Genomic DNA, 21,877 nt, shown 5'->3' with positions numbered 1-21,877 from the left:
CATGACGGGTAAGGTAAATCGATCTCGAAGGTGGGTTTTGCTGGGGGCAGGGACACTGATCGCCGGTGGGTTTGCTGTCCGGGAGTACCGTCTGATCCCGCCTGACTATGCCGGTGGCACGATTAGTGCCGCGGACGCGCACAAACAGGCGGTCTCTGGTCAAATTCTGTTGGTCGATATCCGGACGCCGCGCGAATGGCGGGCCACTGGCGTCGGACAAGGGGCGCATCCACTGGACATGCGCCGCGATGATTTCGTACAGGCGTTGGCGCAACTGACGGGCGGCAACCGGGGTGCCAAGGTTGCGCTGATCTGCGCCCGTGGCGTTCGGTCGGCCAGGCTGAGCAACAGATTGACCGAGGCAGGATTTACAAACGTAATCGATGTGCCAGAAGGCATGCTAGGGTCCGCGGCGGGGCCGGGATGGGTTCGCGCCGGGTTGCCGGTTCAACAAGACGTAGGGGACTGGGGATGATCCGGACACTTACTACTGCTGCGATACTGGCAATGACCGGACAAGCAGGCATTGCCGCTTGCGCAGATCGCGAGGGCATCTGCGAAACCGCCTCGGGCGGCTATCATATCGAACTGCCCAAAGCGGAAAACCCACCGCTTTTGGTGTTCTTGCACGGGTATGGCGGATCAGCCAAAGGAATCTTGAAAAACCGCAATTTGGTCGAGCCGCTGCTGGCGCGTGGCTATGCGGTGATGGCGCCCGAGGGATCAGACCGCAATGGCCGCAAAAGCTGGAATTTCTTTCCGGGTTGGGAAGGGCGCGACGAAGCCGCCTTTTTGACCGAAGTTGTTCAGGATGCCTCAGACCGATTCGGGGTAGATGCTGATCAAACCGTTTTGGGCGGGTTCTCGGCTGGCGCATTCATGGTCTATTATCTTGCCTGCGCGGCACCGGACACGTTTTCGGCCTATGTGCCCGTGTCAGGGGGATTCTGGCGCCCGCAACCTGAAAACTGCAACGGACCGGTTCGGATGTTTCATACTCATGGCTGGACGGACAACGTTGTACCGTTAGAGGGCCGCATCTTAGGTGGTGGCCGGTTTCATCAAGGCGATATTTTCGCAGGTCTGGAAATCTGGCGGATCGCTAACGAATGCGTCGATAGCAAACCAAGTGGCTTTTCAGTCACTGGCCAGTTTATGCGCCGCTATTGGAGTGGATGCAGCGATGGCAGCATGCTGGAACTCGCGCTGTTCCCCGGCGGACATACTGTACCAAAGGGATGGGCTGACATGATGGTGGACTGGTACGAAGGTCTGCCGGGTGGCTAATCACTCGGCAGGAGTCATAGTGCCTTTGCCTTCGATAAACCGCTTCAACTCATTCCGGTGACGCCGGGCCATCCGGGTAATAGCTGGCTCTCGAAAATCCTCTTTCATCCCGACCATGTGCCGCGCGGCGCCGGCCGAAACGCCACTCAGCGCGGATAAGGGAATTGCCAGCGCAAGGCTGATGGCAATCGGGGCCAGCCATATCGATACGAGACCTGACAGAATACCAACGCTAAGCGCAATGCCGCTGACCGTTTCCAGCGCATGACACAAGATCAAGGTTCGCAGGTTATAGCTGCCGCCGTCACGCATCTGAGGGGACCAGCCGTTCTGAATGCCCAAAACGGTGCGGAACACCGCGATCATCTGCTGTACCATGAGGATTGGCGCATAGAGGATCGACAAGATCACTTCGGCCAGGAATGAGGTCAGAAACTTGGATCGGCCACCAAACTCCGCATAGTGCACACCGCTGAGGGGCAGGGCCAAAACACCCAAGATCTTTGGTGCCAGCAACATCGCATACATGACCAGGATAATCAGCACATGCCGCGTTTCCGACATTTCGGGCCATTGTGGGAACAGCGGGTTGTCGGGGCTGAAGTAATGCAGGACCGAGGCGTCCTCCCCCTGACCAATCAGCGCCCACATCACCAGCAGCGCAAACCAAAGCGGGGACATGAGGTAACCCACTGCACCATGGAACATGTGGAACCGTGACACCGCGCGGAAACCGGTTGCGCCAAGCAATTTCAGATGCTGGAGGTTGCCTTGGCACCATCGACGGTCGCGCAATGCGTGGTCGATCAGCGTTGGTGGTGTTTCCTCGTAGGACCCACGAATTCGCGGCAGGAACCGAACACCCCAACCCGCACGGCGCAGCAGTCCGGCCTCGACAAAATCATGGCTCATGATCAGTTTTTCCTGACCGTTGAACGTACGAAGCTTGGGCAGACCGGCGCTTGAGGCAAAAGCCTTGGTGCGGATAATCGCGTTGTGGCCCCAGTAGTTGCCTTCTTGGCCACACCAACGAGCAAGACCTTCGGCGAACGCAATGCCATAGACGCCGTTGGCAAACTGTTGCATCCGGGCAAAGACAGATTGCGCACCGATCAATTGCGGATAACTTTGGATCAATCCCGCACCGGGGTCGCGGGCCAGCGCATCCGTCAAACGCAGGATGGCGCGACCGGTCATCAGGCTGTCGGCATCCAGCACCAGCATTGCATCCCAGTCGGCACCCCAATGGTTGACCCAGTCAGAGATGTTACCGACCTTGCGGTCAGTATTTTCCGCGCGACGACGGAAATAGAGTTCCAGACCGGGGGCGAGGGTGGTGCGCAATGCCTCGATACTGGCCTGTTCCTGCGCCGCGATTTCAGGGTCACGGGTGTCCGACAGGATAAACATGGCATAGTGGTGCTGTCCGCCTCGTGCCTGCAAATCCTCAAGCATCGTGCGGGCGTTGCCCAGCACGTTCCACGGTACCTCGTTGTAAACCGGCATTAACAACGCGACGCGCAATGGTTGCGGACGGCTTTCACGTTTAGGCTGCTCCTGCCGTGACAAGGACAACATGCCCAGCAGCACGGTGCAGACGGTAAAGGAAATCCAGAAGAAATTGAATGAGATCAATGCCAGAAGGATAGCCTCGATCAGGTTGATCCCTTCGGCGCCGAACCAATCGGTCATGACCCACAACAGGCCCAGTGTGGCCGCCATAGCTGGCGAAAACGCCAGTGCGCGCCAAAACCCGGCTGAGGGTTGTTTCCCGGTAGGCACCTGCGCATCTGTAAAGCCCGCGCTAAAGTTCTGCGCAGGCATAGGCAGCGGTGCCTTGGGTGGCATGATATGCAGGTCGCGTGTCATGTGGTCCAACGATAAAGCCAGACCTCTGAGGCCGGCTCTTTGTCTTTCAAAAGCTGCGCGCGCAATTCCACGTGGTCCCGATCGCCCGGTTCGAACGAAAATGCCAGCCGCAGCCCACCAGTGTCAGGGTTGCGCTGCAGAACGCCCTCGGACGTTTCGGCATGTGGCGAATCCACGAAAATGGTCATCTCCTCGGGGTCGTCGAACAGGTCAGAGGCTTCAAAGTCGATGACAGCCAGACGTCCTTCGCCGAATGTATTCTCGCCCATTGCGGTGTTGATGACGCGCGGCATTGATGTCCGCTGCGGTTCTTCGCCCCAGATCAGGCGGTAAGACAGATCGACCTGACTGCCTGCTGCATAGGGTTCAGAGGGCCGCCAATAGGCGACGATATTGTCATAGATCTCCTGATCCGCCGGAATCTCGACCAGTGTGACTGTGCCTTTACCCCAGTCGCCATTGGGTTCGACCCACAGCCCGGGGCGCTTGTGGTAATTCGCCTCAAGATCCGCGTAGTCCGAGAATGCGCGCTTGCGCTGCATCAGGCCAAACCCACGCGGGTTCGTATCGACGAATGAAGAAATCTGCAGCCGTGTCGGATTCGCCAGTGGCCGCCAAAGCACCTCTCCGGCACCATTTCGTATCAGCAGCCCGTCACTGTCGTGCACTGCGGGACGGAAATCGTCAAACCGGCTGTGGTTGGTCTGATCGAACAGGAACATTGACGTCCCCGGTGCGATGCCCACATGCGTCAGATCCTCGCGCGGGAAAAGCGTGGCTTCGATATCCATCACGCAATCCGCACCTGCCGTGACGTTGAACCGGTAGGCACCGGTCACGCTGGGGCTGTCCATTAGCGCGTGAACTACCATGTTACGCTGTCCGGGCTTCGGGCGTTCCAGCCAGAAGCGGATGAATTCGGGAAATTCCTCGCCATCAGGATCGCCGGTCTTTAGGGCAAGGCCGCGGGCGGATAGCCCGTACACCTCATGCAGGCCAATCGCCCGGAAATAGCTGGCACCTTGCCACACGCAGAACTCATCGGTCTTGCCGGGGCGGTGCATTTCCGTTCGCAGACGCAGGCCGGAAAAGCCCAGCGTGTCGTCTATCGGCAGTTGCGGTACGTCTTCGGATTTGTCGAACATCCCCAGATCGAAGGCGACCGGAGCGGACACACCGTTTTCGACAGTCATGACCTTAACCGTGCGTGGGAAGTACAGGCCGGGCGTAAAAAAATCGACGTTGAACGGCGTGTCGGTTTCGTACCAAAGCGCGCGGTCTAGCCGGAACCGGATCGAGCGGTATTGCTGATAGGTCAGGTCCAGCCATTCCTGTGGCACCATCTCGCGTTCGGCATAGCGGCGGCTTGCCAGATCAAGGGCCATCTCGATAACAGCATTGCGGTCAAAAGGAATTTCTCCGCCAGAGGCAAACGTGGCCGGGGCGAAAGCAAGCGCCGAAGTTGAGGCCAGAAATGCGCGACGAGTCAGGTTCATTTCTTTGTCTTCCATGGATGTGACTTGAACCAAGCTGCCATGTATGCCACGCCGATGATCATCGCAAAGCCAATCATGTTGGCGACAAAGACACTGGCAACATTCCGCCCACTCAGATCGAGACCCACGCCGATAAGTCGTGCTGCTGCCATGGAAAATACGAATACGGCCAGCGATTGCTGCCCAACCTTTGTGATAACGGTCAGCAGGAACTGCCAAATTTTCGCAGCCGCGCCGTGGCCAGTTGCAATCAGACGGCGGCCATGTTCACCGGCCACGACCCAACCCAGGTAGGCCAAGGACAGGAAGTGAATGTAGCGGAACAGACCGAAGTTGGTCTTGTTACGGAATTCCTTGGTGACGGGCCAAACCTTGCGGATTTCATCGGCCAGGTCGGGAGCGACTCCGTTGATCCACGTAAACACTTTCCACGAGCCGAATGGCATTGAGAAAATCAGAAACAGGGTCGCCGCCCAGATCAGCGTCTTTGACACAGGTGGGGCCGGGATCCAGCCGCGCATGAAGGCGAACCCGGTGAAGAAAAGCAATTGCCAGCCAAACGGGTTGAAGAACCACTGGCGGTCCGACCACGGCTCAGCCGGCAACGCAAGTACGCCGGTCTGAGCGATCAACCAGATCGCGACAGACGTAGCAGCCACGGCCCAGAACCCAATACGAGACAACCCCATGAACAGGGGCATCATCGCCAGAACAACAAGGTACATCGGCAGGATATCAAAGTAATTCGGCACATAGGTCAGCGTGAACAGCCCAACAATCTGAGGAGCAGGATCGTTGAAAAAATGCTGTAGGTTCAGCGAGGAAATGTATGTTTTCTCAAAGAAACCCGTCTGATCCAGTGCGGCCATGCTCATGGCGACAAAGAAGAACAGGCAAATATGCGCCCAGTAGACCTGCCAGGTGCGGAAGGCTACGCGAGCCGTGCCCATCCACCAGCCTCTCCGAGCAAACGCGCCGCCGAATGCGATAGCTGAGGCCATGCCCGAGCAGAACACGAAGATTTCGGTCGCGTCCGAGAAGCCGAACCGTGCCGGAATCCACTTGGCCCACGGATCATTCGGAATATGGGCGATCAGGATGATGAACATCGCGATGCCGCGATAGAAATCCAGCCTTGGGTCACGCACGCGGACGGGTGCGGCTGCCGAAGCAGTCACAGGCGCAAAATCAGAGACGGGCGATGCAGTCGCCATGCGTAGTCTGTCCTTCTTTGGTCTTTTTTTGTTTTTTATTCCGCAGGGACGCTTTGTGCGTCGCGGTTGCCGCGGGCCGCGTCGATCAATGCGCGGCGCGCTAAGGCAAAGTTATCCTCGCCCCCAGACCGTTTGGTGCGGCGATCGTCCAGGATACGCTCGACAGCATCCAGACGGCCTGCACGCAGGCCTGAGTCAATCGTGATACGCTCGAAGACATCACGTTGGGCGTGGCTGCCACCTGCCAGTTGCATACTATTGCGCGCGCTTGACAAAAAGTCGAACGCGGCACCGTAGAGGCCCTCGCCAAAGGCCTCAAGCCCTTTGGCAGCCGCGATACCCGGGTCGGACATGCGGATCGGCGTGTCCCCTTGGTTGCGTTGAGCGTCATTTTGAATTCGATGCAAAATTTTGCTCGTCGCTTCACTGCGGTTGTCACCCGTCAGGGCCAGCAAATAGTGCAGATCGGCGAAAATCAGGCAGCCATCTTCGGTTCGCGCGGCGCTGAGGTCGGCAAGTTCCTCCCAGCGGTTGCCAATATCGACGCCTTCCAACTCAAGCCGCGACAGCAACGAGGTGGCATTCGAAATATCGCGGTAGTCGTCGGTCTTGTCTTGCCGGATGTAGTTGTCATACAGCTCCATCACCTGATCGACCTGACCCAGATCCAAGTGCATCAACGCTTTGTGCCACCAGACATGATAACGAAAGTTGTTGCAATGCGCCCATGCCTCTTCGCGCCCGGCCAGCCAATCCAGACCAAGCTGAGCGTTACCCTTCATCTCGTGCACATGGGCCACCGCATGCAAGCCCCATGCATCGTCCGAAACCATCCAAAGCGCCTGGCGCCCGGCAATCTCGGCCTGCTCGTAGGCGCCAGTTTCCTCCAGCGCAAAGGCATGACAGCCCAGCAGGTAACCGCGTCCGGCATGGTTGGCCTCGTAGGCTGGCAAAACCCGCTCAATCGACCGCCGCATCCCGGTCGCGTCGCCCAGAACAAAACGCGTCGCGTGACTGAGCTTCATCGCCAAAGTATCTTGGGGATGGGCGAGCAGGATTTCTTCGAATTTCTGGATGGATTGCGATGGCAGATCCGCAAGGTAGAGTTCAAGTGCCTGCACGTAGAGGCTTTCACGCGCCGAGACCGGTTGCTTTTCCATCGCGGCCTTGGCGGCCGCCAGCGCATCGACCGCAACCGCCATCATCTCACGCCGACCCAAAAGAACCATGAACAGGCCTTTGATCGCGTGACCTAAGGCAAAGTCGGGCTCAAGCTCAAGCACTTTCCCCAAATGCTGGGGGGTACTGGCCGAATGCGCCATGAACCCAAGCAGAACACCGTTCCACGCCTCGACGCTCGCCGGGTGGCTTAGGGTGTTCATCTGTCCGAAAACATCTTGTTTCATGCGTTTGGTCCGATCCATTCAAGCAAGAGCATCTATACTCGTTGATGTAGCAGAGACTCCGACGGCGTCGTATCAGTATCGCCATCGCTCTCGAATTGGTGAAAGGCTGTGTGTGGAAAACTTGAAAAAAACCGCCGATTCAACGGCATGTTTCAGCAACATGCCGCCGAATTAGGCACAGTGTTTCAGTCATCGAACGGATTTTCAGCGTTTAGAACAGCTTGTGTGTCCGCCCCGAATTCTGGCGGCGCGTTGCGATAGGTGACCGGCGTGCGCGAAAGTTTAAGTGGATTCCCGATTAATTGAACCTCGCCCGGTCCGGCCTGCATGGCGATTTGCATCTGCCGGGCAGCGACCTGATCCGTTGCGAAAACCTGATCCAGCGTCTTGACCGGGCCAACCGGTACTTTGCACGCTTCCAACCCGGCAATGACAGCGGCGGTGTCGCGGGATTGCAGCGCGGGACGCAGAACCGCGTTCAGCGCTTCGCGATGCTCCAGCCGGGCAGGATTCGTGGCATAGCGCGGGTCATCCGCCAGATCGGGGTGGTCGATGAAATCGCAAAACCGGCGGAACTGACCGTCATTTCCAACAGCCAGAATAACGTGGCCGTCGGCGGTTTCATAGACATCGTAAGGCACGATGTTGGGATGCCCGTTGCCGCGCCGCTGCGGGACATCACCCGAGGTCAGATAGTTCACGCCTTCATTGATCAACCACGCGATCTGGGTATCAACCAAAGCAAGGTCAATTTGCTGACCTTCGCCGGTTTGATCTCGGTGCCGCAAGGCGGCCAGAATTCCGACCGAGGCGTACATTCCGCACATAACGTCCGCAATTCCAACACCCACTTTCATCGGCGCGCCGTCAGGGTCACCCGTCAGCGACATGATCCCGCCATAGCCCTGCGCCATCAGGTCGTAGCCCGGTTTGGAGGCGTTCGGTCCGGTTTGGCCATAGCCGGAGATCGAGCAATACACGAGGCTGGGAAATTCCTGTGACAAGGACGCATAATCCAGCCCATACTTCGCCAGCCCGCCGGGTTTGAAGTTTTCGATAAAGATGTCGGCATGCGCGGCCAGCCGTTTGACCTGCGCCTGACCTTCGGGTGTGGCGATGTCGATGGCCACGGATTTCTTGTTGCGGTTGGCCGCCATGAAATAGGCGCTTAGGTCCGAGCGATTGCCATCCGCGTCCTCAACGTAAGGAGGGCCCCATTGCCGCGTATCGTCACCTCCTGTGGTGGGGTTTTCGATCTTGATCACGCTGGCCCCCAGATCACCTAACAACTGCGTACAGGTCGGCCCTGCCAGAATGCGGCTGAGGTCCAGAACCTTGATACCCTTCAGCGGTCCTTCAGATCCGGCCATCATATCCCCCACGATCAATTTCAGCCGCAATTACGGTGAATGTTTCGGCCTTCATGGCTTCGTTCAGCGCCGCACGCAACTCTTCCCTGTTGCGGACGGTGCGACCGTTTCCGCCAAATGCGCGGCCCATGGCGGCAAAGTCGTGACGGTCAAAGTCCACGCCCGTATTGCCCATCTGACGCTTCCGCTGTTTCAGTTCGATCAAGGCCAGGCTAGCGTCGACAAAAACCAGGAAGATCGGATTTCCCCCCATCTCGGCAGCTGTCGATAGCTCTCCGGCGACCATGAGGAACCCGGCATCGCCCGAAAAGCTGATCACGGGGCGGTCTGGCTCGACCAGCTTCAGGCCAATGGCCATTGGAACCGCGCATCCCATGGTGCAAAGGGCCGAGGATTGAATTAGCCCACGCTCTTCATGGCAATCCCACATCTGGCTCAGCAGGATGCGGTGCGCGCCGCTGTCAGCAGTTGCCAGAGTATGCGCAGGCAGAGTGGCGCGCGCTTCGGCGATGACGGCCGCAGGGCCCCAGTCATCATCCGTGGGAAAGGCCTCTGCCAACGCAGCCTTGACTTGCTGGGGCTGGCCTTCAGGCCAGGTCGAGCGGGCGGGGTTGCCCTTGGCGATGGCTTCCAGCGTGGCACCGGTGTGGGCCACAAGGTTCAACCCGGCCTGATGCATGTAGTGATCGTTGACCATGGCTGAGATGTCGATGACGCGCTTTTCCGCGGGGTCCCAGATTTCGCGCCAGCCGGGGCGCATTTCGATCGGGTCATACCCGAGGCAAAGCACCAGATCGGCTTGTTCGACCAATGGAACCAGATGCTTGTCGGCCAGCGGCGACAAACCCGCACCGCCAAGGCAAAGAAGGTGATCCTCGGGCAGGACGCCCTTGGCCTTGTATGTGGTCACAAACGGAATGTTGAAATGCTCCAGAAACGCCTGCACCACATTTCGCGAGTTGTCATAGAGCACATCCAGACCAATGATCGCGATTGGTCGTTCCGCCTCGGCCACCCAGCGGCGCGCTTTCTCTACGCAATTGCCCTCGGGTGCGACGGCGGCAGGCTTTGCCAGACGACGGCGTTTGACGCCAGACACGCGCGTATCCGCGACCGAGATCGGAATGTCGATATGCACCGGCCCCGGGCGAGGTTGGTTCGCGAGGGAAACCGCCTTGTCAGCAATGATATCCGCCCCTTGCGCGGTCAGCGTAAACGTCCCTTTCGTGATCGACCGATAAACCTGCGCGTGATCCATGACCTGATGGGTGTAGGTCAGTGCCTCATCTGCATCTACGCAACCTGTCAACACGATCATTGGCACCCGGTCCTGCAGCGCATTGGCGACAACGTTAATCCCGTTCATGGCTCCGGGGCCGAGGGTGGAGACCAGAATGGCAGGCGCGCGATCGCGGTGGTGAACGGCCTCGGCCATGAACCCGGCCGCGTTTTCGTGCTTGGTCAGGTGAAAGGTGATCCCCGCCTGTTCCAACGCATCCACCAGGGTCAGCACTTCGCCCCCTGGCATACCGAACGCGTGGCGGCATCCTGCCTCGTAGAGTCGTTGGGCCAAAAGATCAGCCGCACGGGGGGGAAGGTCTTGCATCAGTCATGCTCCGAAAATTCTGTTAGACAGGAGAATGCGGAGGACGCGCCCGGGCGCAAGCAGGTTCACGGCAGTGTGACTATTTGACTGCTGAGTCCGCCACCGCCTGAAACTTGGCGTCAAGTTCCTGTGCAATGTGTTTCAGGGTCTCTCCGCCCTCGTCCGCATAGGGTGCGAACACAAAGCTGGGGGTTTTGTAAGACAGTGTTGCGGTCCCGTCTTCATTTTCGGTCACGTAGAACCTGATCGGAGCCTCGATCATCGCGTCGACCGAGGTTTCCAGAACGCGCACGGCATAGTCATTATTGAACGCGCCGATTACAAGATTTCCGGGAATGACAATCCCACGCGCAGCGGCAGCGTTGGTAGGGCCGGCCTGGGTGACAACGATCAATCCGTTGTCCTTCACAGCCGCCTTGGTGTCGGTAACAAGATCACCAAAGCTTTTGCCAGTTGGATAAACCGCCCAGCCTGGCAGTGGCTCCTCGGCCCAGACGGGCAGGGCCAGAAGGCAGAGAAAACCCCAAAGCGCGCGCATCATAGTGCCTCGTTAAGTAAGCTATATGTGGTTGTGCCAGAAAACGACGAGCAGCGCACGCACATTTCCGCGCGCATTCAGGCTGGTGCCAAGTGCCGATAGATGGATCAAGGGCGGCAAACAGCTTTGCAACCCAGCGCTCGTGCTATTTCTGCAAGTAAATATCCATGATCCAGCCATGTTGGACCCGAGCCCTTAAGCGGCTTGCCGGGATTTACTCAGCCACACCCTGCAAACGCCCCCGTGATCAGCAGCTCCTGCTTCATACCGGGCATTCGGGTGAGTATTGCCAAGTTATTTTTTGACCTGTTGCACCGCGTCAGTCGGACAACCGTTAGGCCGCCAGTTCCGCGGTGTAGTCAGCCCGAAGATTTGGGACATCTGCGCCAATGCCGCCTGCGCAGCTAAGGGCCGCGCAGTTTTTTTGCAGAAATGCTAAGGTCTTTCGCGCCATTTGACCGGGCCGTGTTCGGTTGCATGGTATTTGGTGACACCTTCGATGAAGATGTCGACATGTTCGGCTTTATCAAGATTTTCACAGACAAAGCGGCGGCTGCGTTTGACGGTCGATCTGCTGACGCATTCCCTTTTCATCCACAAATGAACGGACAAAACGTATCGCACGTGCGGTGCCGGCCGCGGGGTCGTCGAGCGCGAGGCGCAAAGTGAATTCTTTCGGGTCGGAAAAGCAACAAGCCCGTGTCAATCAGTGACGTTTGCGGCCAGTCCGTCGCGCAGCCAGGAACAGAACAAACCGGCGGCCGCCGTTGGTTGGGACGTCGCATGCGAACTGATCAGATAGTGCGACTGCGCAAAGGGAACCGCCGGGCCCGCGATGGCAATCGGCACGCCCTGCCGGATCGCGTTTCGGGCAAACCTTTCCAGAATTGTCGCGAACCCGGCGCCTGCCATCACAAGTTGCAGGGCTGCGACTGATGTATCCACCGAATGTCGCGACGCTTTATCCGGTGCAGCAATGCCATTGGCCTGAAAGTAGCGCGCCCAATTGTCCTCATATCCGAGGATGTGAATGAGCGGCGCGTCTTTAAGCTTCTCAAGGTCCGGTGTACGGCCCGTGGCGCGACATATCGGAACCAGTTTTTCTTCGGTCAGTTTTTCGGACCGCACCCCCGGCCAATCTCCGTATCCTAGCCGGATTTCCACGTCTACATCACCGGGCGCCACGCTGTCATTCCAGATGTGTGAGACCACGCGAACAGGGATATCCGGATGTTGTTCGGTAAATCCCGGCAGTTCAGCGGCGATCCAGTAGGTCGCCGTGGAAATCGCAGCGCGGATTGTCAGGGTCTGGTGGGATGCAGGGCCGAACAAGCTGTTGGTCGACAGTGCGATATCGGCCAAGGCCCGTCGGACCGTCAGGGAATAGGACTGCCCCAGCTCAGTCAGCTCCAGTCTTCGCGCGTTTCGGGTGAACAGTTTCTGCCCCAGTTCGGCTTCGAGCGAACGAATGTGAAGAGAGACCGCCGTCTGCGTCAGCCTAAGCTCCCGCGCTGTCGTCGTGAAATTCAGGTGCCGCGCGGCCGATTCGAAACTGCGTAGCCATGCGGGGTTCGGTAGCCGGTCCATTTATCACCAAAATTTTTTGACCATAACTTGACTTATTATTCATTTTCTTTCCCAGCAAGCAAAACGGATACTTGCCCGAACTGCGACCGTCAGGAGGAAGAGATGCGAGTCGGTTTTATCGGTTTAGGAAATGTGGGCGGCAAGCTGTCGGGATCGCTGTTGCGAAACGGAATTGACCTGACGGTCCATGACCTTAACCCCGATCTGGTGGCCGAATTCGTGGCCAAGGGCGCAAAAGCGGCAGAAACCCCCGCGCAGATGATGCGGGATTGCGATGCAGTCATCACCTGCCTGCCGTCGCCCGCAGCCTCGGACGCGGTGATGCAGGAAATGTTGCCCGAAGTCGGGCCGGGCAAAATCTGGATGGAGATGTCGACGACGGACGAGGCTGAAGTCAAACGCCTTGGCGCGATGGTCATCGAACGCGGAGGTGCAGCCGTGGATTGCCCCGTTTCAGGTGGATGCCACAGGGCGGCGACGGGCAATATCTCGATCTTCGCTGGATGCGATCGGGAAACCTTTGAGCGTATTTTACCGTTCTTGACCACGATGGGGCGGCGCGTGCTGCATACAGGTGATCTGGGAACTGCCTCGGTCCTCAAGGTGCTTACGAACTATCTGGCCACAGCCAACCTGATCACTTGCGCTGAAGCGCTGGTGACAGCAAAGGCTGCCGGAATGGACCTGAACACGACCTTCGAGGCGATCAAGATCTCGTCGGGCACTTCGTTTGTCCATGAAACCGAAAGCCAGGTCATTCTGAACGGGTCCCGTGACATATCTTTCACTATGGACCTTGTGAAAAAGGATATCGGCCTGTTTCAGGACGTTGCCGACCGCGCTGGTGTGCCTTTGGAAATCAATCCGGTGATGATTCAAATCTTCAATGATGGGATCGCCCGCTACGGCGAACGTGAACTGTCGCCAAATATTATCAAGCGGTTGGAAGAAGCCACGGGGCTGGACATCACCGCTCCGGGATTTCCAACCGAAATGACGGATGACGAGCCGGAAATGCCCGGTTACGAGGTCATTCCGCAAGGACGCCGGGCCGAATGACGCACCACACGTGGTTTTGAAACAGTCAGTGTTTTCAGAGGAGTGGAGGCGAGTACCTGTTCTGAAATCGAACTACCGCAATGAAATTATCTTTTTATATCAAATGTTAACACTGTTTCTTTGGTTTGGTGTCGTCCAAAATGTTGCGGGATTTGTTGCGGGATTTGGATCGCTTATTTGGCGATCCAAATCTCTTCATGTTGATTAGGGTAAGTGTCTTTTGCCTGTCTTACTTCAGATGACACGTAGGCCCTTTGAAGCCACTGCAATCCAGTCCAGTACTTTCGAACATCCCTAATCCGAGATTTTTTGGAGTAGTCGATGTAGTGGTCCTCGACTTTGCGCCCATCAATTCGTCGTACTATCGACGCATGCCTAGGCTCGTCACCCTTTGCACTTTGTAAGTCATTGTTAGCAAACTGTAATGCCCTCAAAGATTCCCCCAGTACTGCCTCGGTGGCTGCTCGGAAATCAGCATGGCAGCGGGCGAGACAGGAAACGAACCCCCGCGCAAAAAACTTTAGATCCAGGTATTCGCAACCCAAGTCATCCACTTCCTTCCGAGTTGATGCTCTCACTTTGTCGGAGTTGCAGAATTCTTCTACAGAAATTCGAGGATCAACTGTAACGCGATGCCGAGTAGGAGCGTCGTCTCTTATGTCACCGGTAGACGACAGGTTTGAATTGCTAAAGGTGATGCCGCCCAGCGGAAGTTGGTTGTGCAATGCATGGTTCCGAAGCGCGTACATTACGCGGTATTCTAGGCTGTCATCAAAAACAGACGAGAAGCTGCCGCTAAGATCAATCACCGTTCCTATAAGTTTGGATAGCGCTGACATTCGTCGGTGCATTTGTTCTTCATATACACGGGATGCCGTTAGAACGGAGATCAGCTTCAGATTCACTTTTTGCCTGGCATCGTCAAAGAAGTGATCAACATCGCGCTGCATGTCTCTTTGATAGAAATACCTCATGCCCGTGCTCAGAAGGAATTCTTCAAATTCTAGGAAAGCATTTGCCAAAAGAGAGAAGGTGTCTTCGACATCCCAAATAGGTTTGATGACGTTTTTTGCATGAAGGATTTCGTTGAAACGTTTCTCTTCAATTTCGATGACGGTTCCGCCGATGTAACCTTCCATAAGTAGAAGTTCAGTCATTGATTAAGCCGATGATGTTGAGTGTTTGTTGGTAGGGCGGCTGCCCGTTCTTCGATCAATAAGAAGTGGTAATTTTTGAGGGGGTGGTTTCTGAAATAGTCAATCAAAACCTTGTTGCGGGAAATGTTGCGGGATTTTTGAGAAAGTTAACGCATAAAAACAGGACAACCGCTTGAAATCAAACAGTATCAGATGGTTAGGATTTTTCGGTGTTAACTTTTATGGAGGCGAGTACCGGAATCGAACCGGTGTACACGGATTTGCAATCCGCTGCGTCACCACTCCGCCAACTCGCCTTTTTAAGTAAAATCAATTACTTGACGTGGTGTGTCAGGCGTTTTAACACCTTTCTCAGGGGGCGTCCAGTGGGTTGGATGTAAAAATCCGCGCTCATGTGTCTGGGCTTACTAAGGTTGAACTCTACGCGTCTGGACTTCGGTTCAACTTTCGACATCACAGCCGTTGCCGGTTTTGTCCGGATATGGCACAAGCCAAGCATCCTTGGGACTAACATGAGCGATCAAATGACAGATTTCGCAACCCGACGCCGTACGATGGTTGATACACAGGTCCGACCTTCGGATGTCACGAAATTCCCCATCATTGACGCAATGCTAACCGTCCAGAGGGAGAATTTCGTGCCGGATTCGCATCGCGAAGCGGCCTATGCCGAGGGTATCATCGATCTTGGGGGCGGACGTTGTCTGCTTGAGCCGCGGACACTTGCAAAAATGCTGGATGCGTTGAACATCTCGAACGACGAGGTGGTTTTGGATATCGCCCCCGCGCTGGGCTATTCAACCGCCGTTGCAGCCCGCATGGCGCAGTTGGTCGTTGCTGTGGAAGAGGATGAGGCTCTGGCGGCAGAGGCTCAGACCCTTTTGATGGAAGCCGAAGCGGATAACGCGATTGTACACGTCGGTCCGTTGGAACAAGGCGCGACCGAGCACGGACCTTATGATGTCATCATGATTCAGGGCGGGGTCGAGCAAGTACCCGACGCGCTGATCGAACAGTTGAAAGATCGTGGGCGCATCGCCTGTTTGTTCGTGGAAGGAAAGCTTGGCACCGTTCGGATCGGCCACAAATCTGGCGGACAAGTAACGTGGCGCTACGCATTCAATGCCAATGCCCCGGTTTTAAAGGCATTTTGCACTGAGTGTGCATTTTCGCTATAGTTCTTACGCATATTGTTCTGCTGCCTTGATTAGTTGAAAACAAACGCGCAAACTGCGCTCAGGGCAGCGTAATTTTGTTTTTAGAAGGAATTGGGTATGCGTTCAAGGACAGGGGGAAGGTTTGTTAAGGCACTTGCACTGACTGCGGGGATCGCGCTCAGTGCTGTGCCGGGGCGTGCGGTTTGGGCTGATAACCTGACAGACGCCTTTATCGGGGCTTATAACACCAGCGGTCTGCTGGAGCAAAACCGCGCGTTGCTGCGTGCGGCTGACGAAGATGTAGCGATTGCATTATCTGCGCTGCGTCCGATCATCAACTGGGCGGTCGAGGTTAGTCAGGACTATACGCGCTCTACAGTGAGTGATGTTGTCACGCGCGACGAGCCGTCTACCTTTTTCACCGGACTCACGTTGAGCCAGTTGGTCTATGATGGCGGCTTCTCGGTGTTGGGCAAGCAGTCTGCGCAGGAAATCGTTTTGTCGACCCGACAAGCTCTGCTGGATGTTGAGCAATTTGTTCTGTTTCGTGCGGCAAGCGCCTACTTGTTTGTTCTCGAACAAGAAGAGGCGGTTCAGATTCGTCTGAACAACGTCGACGTGTCGTCCGAGGAATTGCGGGCGTCCCAGGATCGGTTCGATGTGGGTGAGGTTACTCGTACTGACGTCGCTTTGTCCGAAGCACAGCTTGCAAGCTCACAGGCTGATCTGGCGGTTGAACGCGGGTTTCTAGCGCAGGCTCAGGCGGAATACGTCAATGCAGTAGGTAACGCGCCGGGGCGCACGGCAGGCCTGCCGGGTTTGCCCAGTTTGCCAGGGTCCGAGGCTGAGGCGGTTGCACTGGCACAAAGAAACCACCCTGCCATTCTGTCTGCGCAGCACGAAGTACGCGCTCTTGACTTGCAGGTGCAGCAGCAACGCGCCAATCTTGGACCAAATGTCCGGCTTTTTGCGGATGCTGGCATCCGTGAAAGCTATGACAATGACGACAATCTTGAAGATGCATCAATCGCTCTGCGCTTTGAGCAGCCGATCTATGCGGGTGGCCGGTTGGCTGCCAGCGTGCGTCGCTCAATGGCAACACGGGATGCGTCACGCGCCAACCTTCTGAACGTACAAAAGGACATTACGCAAGGCGTAGTCGATGCTTTTGCCTCGTTTCAGGCAGCTTCCGCCAGTTTGAGGGCTTCGACGGAACGTGTTCGTGCATCACAGGTCGCGTTTGATGGTATCCGGGAAGAAGCGACACTTGGCGCACGGACCACCTTGGATGTTTTGAATGCGCAGCAGGACTTGCTGGATGCGCAGCTGGCCGAGGTAAGATCACGTGTTGAACGCACACGATCAGCCTATCAGCTTTTGCAGGCACAGGGTCTGCTGACGGCGGAACGTCTGGGCTTGGCTGTACAGATTTATGATCCCACGCTCTACTACAACCTGGTGAAAAAGGCTCCTGCCCAGGTCAGCCGACAGAGCAAAGATCTGGATCGCGTCCTCAAAGCGTTGCGTCGCGACTGAGGCCCGATACTACCTGTTGTGACGCCCGACTTGATTAGCTACACTCTATCCTGAGGATAGAGCGGTAGAGAACAATGACGGATAAAGTCGTAAAAACGGGAATCGAGGACGTCTTGTCCTCGATTAAACGTTTGGTCAGCGAAGACAGCAGGGATGCCCAAAGTGCTTTTGCGCCGGTTGGGTCGCGAAAGCCCGGCAGGTTGGTGCTTACAGACGCATTGCGTGTTGGCGAAATGACACCGGACGCACACCCGAAGCGCGAAAATCCAGAACCCGGCTATAGGGCAGAGGATTCTGTTCAGCCGATGCTTTTGCGGACCTCTGACATCATCAATCATGCCGAGCCAGCAGCAGAACAGCAGATCAAAGTCGAGCCCGAGCTTGACGCTTCTGGTGGCCTGAGCGCCAAGATCGAAGCGTTGGAGGCTGCCATTGCCCATACCGAGGATCAGTGGGAGCCGGACGGCGACAGCGATGACGCGTACTCTGGCACGACGACTCCCCCGCTTCGCTGGCATTTGGAAGACGAGTTTATCGTCTCGGACAGCTCCAGCTTGTCGGATCCTGAGCCAGAAGAGCAGAAGTCTGAAACCAAGGCCACTTTTGTCCGCGACCCGCAAGCTGTAGCTGCAGAAGCTCCCACGGTCGATGTAGACCAAACCGCGCCGGAACTGGACAATGACGCTTTGCGAGAGTTGATTGCCCAGGTTGTACGGGAAGAATTGCAGGGTGTTTTAGGCCAGCGCATCACTCGCAACGTGCGCAAAATGGTGCGGCGCGAAATTTATCGCGTGCTGGCCGAACAGGAAGTGGAGTAAATCCTACGGACGTTTGGGTCGCTGGGCCAAATTCAGCAGGTGGTCAAGATCCATGTGCTGTTCAAGATGGTCGGCCAGCGCGTCCAGCGTCTCCTCGACCCCATCCTCATAAAGTAGGTCGGATACCGCGCCCAGTTCCTTCAGGTAGCGGGCGCGGAAGGCGTCGGATGAGAATATGCCGTGCAGATAGCTGCCGCGAATGCGGCCTGTTTTGTCGGCGGCGCCTTCCGGACGGGTATCAATCTCAAGCCAGGCGCGATTGCAATCGGGACCTTCGGTTCGGCCCATGTGGATTTCATATCCGGTAACTGGATCGTTGTCGGGAACCGAGCGTGCGGTCCGCAACGTGACCTGCTTTTTTCCTGCCATAGTGGTGGTTACGTCCAAAAGGCCCAACCCATCAACTGTGCCCGGGCTGCCATCGACCCCCTCGGGGTCGGCGATGGTTTTGCCCAGCATTTGAAACCCGCCGCACAGGCCCAGTACATGACCGCCCCGACGGACATGGGCATAGAGGTCGATATCCCAGCCCTGCGCGCGAAAAAACGCAAGATCACCGATTGTGGATTTACTGCCTGGCAGCAGCACAAGATCGGCGTCGCCGGGCAGGGGGCGTCCAGGGGGTATGATTTCAACCGTGACACCCGGTTCGGCTGACAGCGGATCAAGGTCATCGAAATTGGCCATCCTCTCGAGCTGCGGCACGATGACCTTGCAGGTGCCGCCGCTGTGTGAGCGGATGTCCATCATATCCTCGGCAGGCAAGCGCCACGCGTCGTTGAACCACGGCACGACGCCCAGACAGGGCCAGCCCGTGCGCGCAGCAATGTCATCACGCCCCTCGTCGAACAGGCTTACATCGCCCCTGAACCGATTGATGGCAAAGCCCTTGATCATCGCGAGATCACCGGCGTCCAGAACCGCCTGCGTACCCACGATCTGCGCTATAACGCCACCGTGATGAATGTCACCAACCAGAACCACGGGCACACCGGCAACGCAGGCAAAGCCCATATTGGCGATGTCGCCCTTGCGCAGGTTGGTCTCAGCCGGGCTGCCCGCACCTTCAACCAGAACCAGATCGGCATCGCTGCATAGCCGGTCAAAGCTTTCAAGCGCAGCGCCCAGCAATTTGGATTTATCTTTGCGATAGTCACCGGCCTTCATTGTCCCTTTCCGCTGACCCTGAACGATGATCTGAGCACCGGTGTCGGTCTCGGGCTTCAAAAGGATCGGGTTCATATCCGTATGCGTCGGGCGCATCGCGGCACGTGCCTGCAGGGCTTGCGCGCGCCCAATCTCACCCCCGTTTTCGGTTACGGCGGCGTTGTTTGACATATTCTGGGGTTTGAACGGTGCAACCCGGAGCCCACGCCGGGTGTACGCCCGCGCCAGCCCGGCCACCAGAACCGATTTCCCGACATTGCTGCCGGTCCCCTGAATCATAATGGCGCGAACCATGGTCGTCTCCTGTGCGTTGAGCGCAGATGACCTGACTTGATGTCAAAGGGAAAGCCCCGGATACCAGCTTTTTCGCAGTGGTTTTGTCCATTCAGGACCGCAAAAGAAAAACGCGCCCCAATGAGTAGGGGCGCGTTTTTTCATACAAAGGACGCCTTAGTCTAGGCAGCCTCAGCCTGCTGAGCGGCATTGCGGCGTTCGCTTTCTTCACGCGACAGCGCGACCGAGGTGCGCACACCACGTCCGACGAACTCCATCAATCCGCTTACAACCCGTTCATTTGGGTCAATGCCCGCACAGGAAAGCACCTCGCGCCCATCGCGCGACCGTGCCCAGCGGGCAATTTGTTCCGGTCCATTGCCATATTTCTTGTCGTCAGCAATGGCGTCATCAAGTGCAGCCAACACCACGGCTGCGAAAAGTTTCCGAGCACGATTGCCTTGCTCATTGTTAAAGGCAGTGCCGTCAACGAAATCTCTCATCTCGTTTTCCTTGTTGTTCTTGCTCTTGCGTTTTCGGCGTGACGGTCCTTATGACCTATTAGGTGCGATTCGGATACATCTAAAATGCATAGTTGCGTTGCGTCATTTGCATAGCTCGCTGCCGTGCAGCGCCAAATCTGGTTCTCTTGCCACGAATTATCCCGGCAGATATAGGGACGGGAACTGACGCATCAACCGTTTGTAAAGGATTTATGTAATGCCCAAGATAAATGGGAACGAAATTCGACCCGGCAATGTGCTTGAGCATAACGACGGGCTATGGGCCGCGGTAAAAGTTGACCATGTAAAGCCCGGTAAAGGCGGTGCTTTTGCACAGGTTGAGCTGCGCAACTTGCGAAATGGTTCAAAGCTGAACGAACGATTTCGCTCGGCCGACAAGGTTGAGCGTGTGCGCCTTGAACAGAAGGATCAGCAGTTTCTTTACGAATCCGACGGGATGCTGGTGTTCATGGATTCTGAGACCTATGAGCAGATCGAACTGCCTGCCGAATTGCTGGGTGAGCGTCGCCCGTTTCTGCAGGATGGCATGACCATCGTGGTTGAGTTCTATGAAAGCGAGGCGCTCAACGCGACCTTGCCTCAAAAAGTCACCTGCAAAATTGTTGAGACTGAGCCGGTGGTCAAAGGGCAGACTGCTGCGAACTCGTTCAAGCCTGCGATCCTGGACAATGGGGTCAAGGTCATGGTGCCGCCGTTCATCGGCCAGGACGAAACGATTGTCGTGAATACCGAAACCATGGAATACTCGGAACGCGCCTAAGCCCGCATTTGCCGAAAGGTGAAAAGACCGCGAAGGCCAGAGGCGCGCGGTCTTTTATTGTGCTTGCTTGCGAAGCCGATAGCGTTCGGGGTTCGGACCGAACAGTTCCAGCATCAATTCATACTTGATACGGTTGGCGCTGACCTGCCGGTAAAAGGCGATCAGAAAACCGGTGGGCCCCTGAATGCGGCTAAGGCCACTGGTGGCGGCGACTACGGTCCCGACGTCTGTTTTGCCCTGCAAAACCAGAAAGCCACCCAGCATCAGGACGCCCACAGTGCCTGCACCGTTAATGACGCTGAGCAGGAATTTCGCGGATAATTTCCACAAGAACATGCGGCGGCGGGTTTCGTAGATTTCGTCAAACCGGGCATCAATGTCGCGGGCGACCGAGTCGACGTCCTCGATCGTCAGCTTGTCAGTGGCATTGCGTAGAATTCGGACACGATCGGCGACGAAAACGTTCACTTTACGTTGCGATATCAACACGATGACTATCTGGGGTATGATCATGGACAAGGCAATCAGGCCAAGCCACGGCTGCGTGGATGAGATGTAGCCGATAACACTGATAAGCGTTCCGATTTGCACCACCGGGTCCGAAAAAGCTCCGCCTGCGAACTTTCCCAGCTCTTCCGCCTCGGCCGAGATGGCAGTGGTCATTGTGCCCTTTTTCACCGAGCCTTCCGTGTCCTCCACGTCTGATGCACGAGCAAGCAGGCGTTGACGGATCAGGCGGATCATATCTTCGCCAAGTGTGCCCGCCCTAAATCCTAGTAACCATTTCAAGGCAAGACTCAGCAGGATGACCGACATCATGCCTCCGGCAAGATAGGTCAGACGTTCGGTTTCGATACTGTCCGATGTCAGGTGGTTAATGATATCGCGCTGAAACTCCAGCGGTACGGCCGCCAGCCCCGCGATGGCAATCGACAGGATAATCAGGATGATCTGCCGCCCGGCGCTGGCTCGCCAGATTGCCTGATACAACTTTAACATATGCGCACCCGTTCAGTGAACTTGTCGCAGTTTGTCAGTGTCGCGGGTCCGGTT

19 protein-coding genes and 1 tRNA gene are annotated in these 21,877 nt (G+C 56.6%); 7 read left to right on the top strand and 13 right to left on the bottom strand.

The window, feature by feature from the left end; all coding sequences use genetic code 11:
- The first annotated feature begins 1 nt into the window (after position 1).
- Together AC2FIT_RS02460 and AC2FIT_RS02455 are read left to right on the top strand one after the other, a co-directional pair.
- Entirely contained in the window at positions 2-475 is a 474-nt protein-coding gene (locus AC2FIT_RS02460; protein ID WP_496826270.1) for a rhodanese-like domain-containing protein, read from the top strand.
- Positions 472-1,287 carry a CE1 family esterase gene (locus AC2FIT_RS02455; protein WP_496826268.1) on the top strand — a complete coding sequence of 272 codons (816 nt, stop codon included), beginning with the start codon at positions 472-474 and terminating at the stop codon, positions 1,285-1,287. The genes AC2FIT_RS02460 and AC2FIT_RS02455 overlap by 4 nt, the downstream gene beginning before the upstream one ends.
- Here the strand turns inward: AC2FIT_RS02455 and mdoH are convergent, their stop codons facing one another.
- The 8 genes from mdoH to AC2FIT_RS02415 all read right to left on the bottom strand — a co-directional run bounded on the left by mdoH (position 1,288) and on the right by AC2FIT_RS02415 (position 12,373).
- Complete coding sequence (gene mdoH, locus AC2FIT_RS02450; protein ID WP_496826266.1) at positions 1,288-3,156, bottom strand: glucans biosynthesis glucosyltransferase MdoH; 1,869 nt, start codon at positions 3,154-3,156, stop codon at positions 1,288-1,290. It abuts the gene before it with no gap.
- Positions 3,153-4,652: an OpgD/OpgG family glucan biosynthesis protein gene (locus AC2FIT_RS02445; protein ID WP_496826513.1), complete on the bottom strand. Its 1,500-nt coding sequence runs from the start codon at positions 4,650-4,652 to the stop codon at positions 3,153-3,155. The genes mdoH and AC2FIT_RS02445 overlap by 4 nt, the downstream gene beginning before the upstream one ends.
- Positions 4,649-5,866: an OpgC family protein gene (locus tag AC2FIT_RS02440; protein WP_496826264.1), complete on the bottom strand. Its 1,218-nt coding sequence runs from the start codon at positions 5,864-5,866 to the stop codon at positions 4,649-4,651. Before AC2FIT_RS02440 ends, AC2FIT_RS02445 begins: the two co-directional genes overlap by 4 nt.
- A gap of 35 nt (positions 5,867-5,901) precedes the next feature.
- Complete coding sequence (locus AC2FIT_RS02435) at positions 5,902-7,272, bottom strand: tetratricopeptide repeat protein (protein ID WP_496826262.1); 1,371 nt, start codon at positions 7,270-7,272, stop codon at positions 5,902-5,904.
- Positions 7,273-7,457: 185 nt separating this feature from the next.
- Positions 7,458-8,642: a CaiB/BaiF CoA transferase family protein gene (locus AC2FIT_RS02430; protein WP_496826511.1), complete on the bottom strand. Its 1,185-nt coding sequence runs from the start codon at positions 8,640-8,642 to the stop codon at positions 7,458-7,460.
- Positions 8,629-10,248 carry a thiamine pyrophosphate-binding protein gene (locus AC2FIT_RS02425; protein WP_496826260.1) on the bottom strand — a complete coding sequence of 540 codons (1,620 nt, stop codon included), beginning with the start codon at positions 10,246-10,248 and terminating at the stop codon, positions 8,629-8,631. Before AC2FIT_RS02425 ends, AC2FIT_RS02430 begins: the two co-directional genes overlap by 14 nt.
- A 79-nt stretch (positions 10,249-10,327) precedes the next feature.
- Positions 10,328-10,786 (bottom strand): DUF302 domain-containing protein, encoded by a 459-nt coding sequence (locus AC2FIT_RS02420; protein WP_496826509.1) that lies wholly within the window; start codon positions 10,784-10,786, stop codon positions 10,328-10,330.
- A gap of 702 nt (positions 10,787-11,488) precedes the next feature.
- Positions 11,489-12,373 (bottom strand): LysR substrate-binding domain-containing protein, encoded by an 885-nt coding sequence (locus AC2FIT_RS02415; protein ID WP_496826258.1) that lies wholly within the window; start codon positions 12,371-12,373, stop codon positions 11,489-11,491.
- Between the two features lie 102 nt (positions 12,374-12,475).
- Between AC2FIT_RS02415 and AC2FIT_RS02410 the strand changes: the two genes are divergently transcribed.
- Entirely contained in the window at positions 12,476-13,432 is a 957-nt protein-coding gene (locus AC2FIT_RS02410; protein ID WP_496826256.1) for an NAD(P)-dependent oxidoreductase, read from the top strand.
- A 173-nt stretch (positions 13,433-13,605) separates the two neighbouring features.
- Here AC2FIT_RS02410 and AC2FIT_RS02405 read toward each other — a convergent pair whose 3' ends face one another.
- Both AC2FIT_RS02405 and AC2FIT_RS02400 read right to left on the bottom strand, forming a co-directional pair.
- Entirely contained in the window at positions 13,606-14,589 is a 984-nt protein-coding gene (locus tag AC2FIT_RS02405; RefSeq protein WP_496826255.1) for a hypothetical protein, read from the bottom strand.
- A gap of 222 nt (positions 14,590-14,811) precedes the next feature.
- A tRNA-Cys gene (locus tag AC2FIT_RS02400) sits at positions 14,812-14,885 on the bottom strand.
- Between the two features lie 228 nt (positions 14,886-15,113).
- Here AC2FIT_RS02400 and AC2FIT_RS02395 point away from each other — a divergent pair.
- From AC2FIT_RS02395 to AC2FIT_RS02385, 3 genes are all read left to right on the top strand, one after another.
- Entirely contained in the window at positions 15,114-15,767 is a 654-nt protein-coding gene (locus tag AC2FIT_RS02395) for a protein-L-isoaspartate O-methyltransferase family protein (RefSeq protein ID WP_224889403.1), read from the top strand.
- A gap of 96 nt (positions 15,768-15,863) precedes the next feature.
- On the top strand, positions 15,864-17,282 hold the full coding sequence (locus AC2FIT_RS02390; RefSeq protein WP_496826253.1) for a TolC family outer membrane protein: 1,419 nt from the start codon (positions 15,864-15,866) through the stop codon (positions 17,280-17,282).
- Between the two features lie 74 nt (positions 17,283-17,356).
- The gene (locus AC2FIT_RS02385) at positions 17,357-18,100 is read left to right on the top strand and encodes a hypothetical protein (RefSeq protein WP_496826251.1); all 744 of its coding nucleotides are present in this window, start codon (positions 17,357-17,359) and stop codon (positions 18,098-18,100) included.
- Positions 18,101-18,103: 3 nt separating this feature from the next.
- On the opposite strand, the gene AC2FIT_RS02380 is transcribed toward AC2FIT_RS02385, so the two are convergent.
- On the bottom strand, positions 18,104-19,561 hold the full coding sequence (locus tag AC2FIT_RS02380) for a cobyric acid synthase (protein WP_496826249.1): 1,458 nt from the start codon (positions 19,559-19,561) through the stop codon (positions 18,104-18,106).
- A gap of 161 nt (positions 19,562-19,722) precedes the next feature.
- Entirely contained in the window at positions 19,723-20,043 is a 321-nt protein-coding gene (locus AC2FIT_RS02375) for a DUF6280 family protein (protein ID WP_037310273.1), read from the bottom strand.
- A 217-nt stretch (positions 20,044-20,260) separates the two neighbouring features.
- Between AC2FIT_RS02375 and efp the strand changes: the two genes are divergently transcribed.
- Positions 20,261-20,824, top strand: a complete 564-nt coding sequence (efp, locus tag AC2FIT_RS02370; protein WP_068332270.1) for an elongation factor P — start codon at positions 20,261-20,263, stop codon at positions 20,822-20,824.
- 54 nt (positions 20,825-20,878) lie between these two features.
- Here the strand turns inward: efp and AC2FIT_RS02365 are convergent, their stop codons facing one another.
- Entirely contained in the window at positions 20,879-21,823 is a 945-nt protein-coding gene (locus tag AC2FIT_RS02365) for an ABC transporter transmembrane domain-containing protein (protein ID WP_496826247.1), read from the bottom strand.
- Positions 21,824-21,877: the final 54 nt, after the last annotated feature.

The sequence above is a fragment of the Ruegeria sp. YTSA135 genome, from assembly GCF_059610165.1.
This window is presented reverse-complemented; position numbering and strand designations above follow the sequence as displayed.

What these genes read in the sequence shown, in the direction of transcription:
- AC2FIT_RS02395 (WP_224889403.1), top strand. Translation starts at nt 15,114, where the DNA reads ATGACAGATTTCGCAACCCGACGCCGTACGATGGTTGATACACAGGTC.
- AC2FIT_RS02435 (WP_496826262.1), bottom strand. Translation starts at nt 7,272, where the DNA reads ATGAAACAAGATGTTTTCGGACAGATGAACACCCTAAGCCACCCGGCG.
- AC2FIT_RS02365 (WP_496826247.1), bottom strand. Translation starts at nt 21,823, where the DNA reads ATGTTAAAGTTGTATCAGGCAATCTGGCGAGCCAGCGCCGGGCGGCAG.
- AC2FIT_RS02390 (WP_496826253.1), top strand. Translation starts at nt 15,864, where the DNA reads ATGCGTTCAAGGACAGGGGGAAGGTTTGTTAAGGCACTTGCACTGACT.
- AC2FIT_RS02420 (WP_496826509.1), bottom strand. Translation starts at nt 10,786, where the DNA reads ATGCGCGCGCTTTGGGGTTTTCTCTGCCTTCTGGCCCTGCCCGTCTGG.
- AC2FIT_RS02385 (WP_496826251.1), top strand. Translation starts at nt 17,357, where the DNA reads ATGACGGATAAAGTCGTAAAAACGGGAATCGAGGACGTCTTGTCCTCG.
- AC2FIT_RS02410 (WP_496826256.1), top strand. Translation starts at nt 12,476, where the DNA reads ATGCGAGTCGGTTTTATCGGTTTAGGAAATGTGGGCGGCAAGCTGTCG.
- AC2FIT_RS02445 (WP_496826513.1), bottom strand. Translation starts at nt 4,652, where the DNA reads ATGAACCTGACTCGTCGCGCATTTCTGGCCTCAACTTCGGCGCTTGCT.
- mdoH (WP_496826266.1), bottom strand. Translation starts at nt 3,156, where the DNA reads ATGACACGCGACCTGCATATCATGCCACCCAAGGCACCGCTGCCTATG.
- AC2FIT_RS02460 (WP_496826270.1), top strand. Translation starts at nt 2, where the DNA reads ATGACGGGTAAGGTAAATCGATCTCGAAGGTGGGTTTTGCTGGGGGCA.
- AC2FIT_RS02380 (WP_496826249.1), bottom strand. Translation starts at nt 19,561, where the DNA reads ATGGTTCGCGCCATTATGATTCAGGGGACCGGCAGCAATGTCGGGAAA.
- AC2FIT_RS02375 (WP_037310273.1), bottom strand. Translation starts at nt 20,043, where the DNA reads ATGAGAGATTTCGTTGACGGCACTGCCTTTAACAATGAGCAAGGCAAT.
- efp (WP_068332270.1), top strand. Translation starts at nt 20,261, where the DNA reads ATGCCCAAGATAAATGGGAACGAAATTCGACCCGGCAATGTGCTTGAG.
- AC2FIT_RS02405 (WP_496826255.1), bottom strand. Translation starts at nt 14,589, where the DNA reads ATGACTGAACTTCTACTTATGGAAGGTTACATCGGCGGAACCGTCATC.
- AC2FIT_RS02440 (WP_496826264.1), bottom strand. Translation starts at nt 5,866, where the DNA reads ATGGCGACTGCATCGCCCGTCTCTGATTTTGCGCCTGTGACTGCTTCG.
- AC2FIT_RS02455 (WP_496826268.1), top strand. Translation starts at nt 472, where the DNA reads ATGATCCGGACACTTACTACTGCTGCGATACTGGCAATGACCGGACAA.
- AC2FIT_RS02430 (WP_496826511.1), bottom strand. Translation starts at nt 8,642, where the DNA reads ATGGCCGGATCTGAAGGACCGCTGAAGGGTATCAAGGTTCTGGACCTC.
- AC2FIT_RS02425 (WP_496826260.1), bottom strand. Translation starts at nt 10,248, where the DNA reads ATGCAAGACCTTCCCCCCCGTGCGGCTGATCTTTTGGCCCAACGACTC.
- AC2FIT_RS02415 (WP_496826258.1), bottom strand. Translation starts at nt 12,373, where the DNA reads ATGGACCGGCTACCGAACCCCGCATGGCTACGCAGTTTCGAATCGGCC.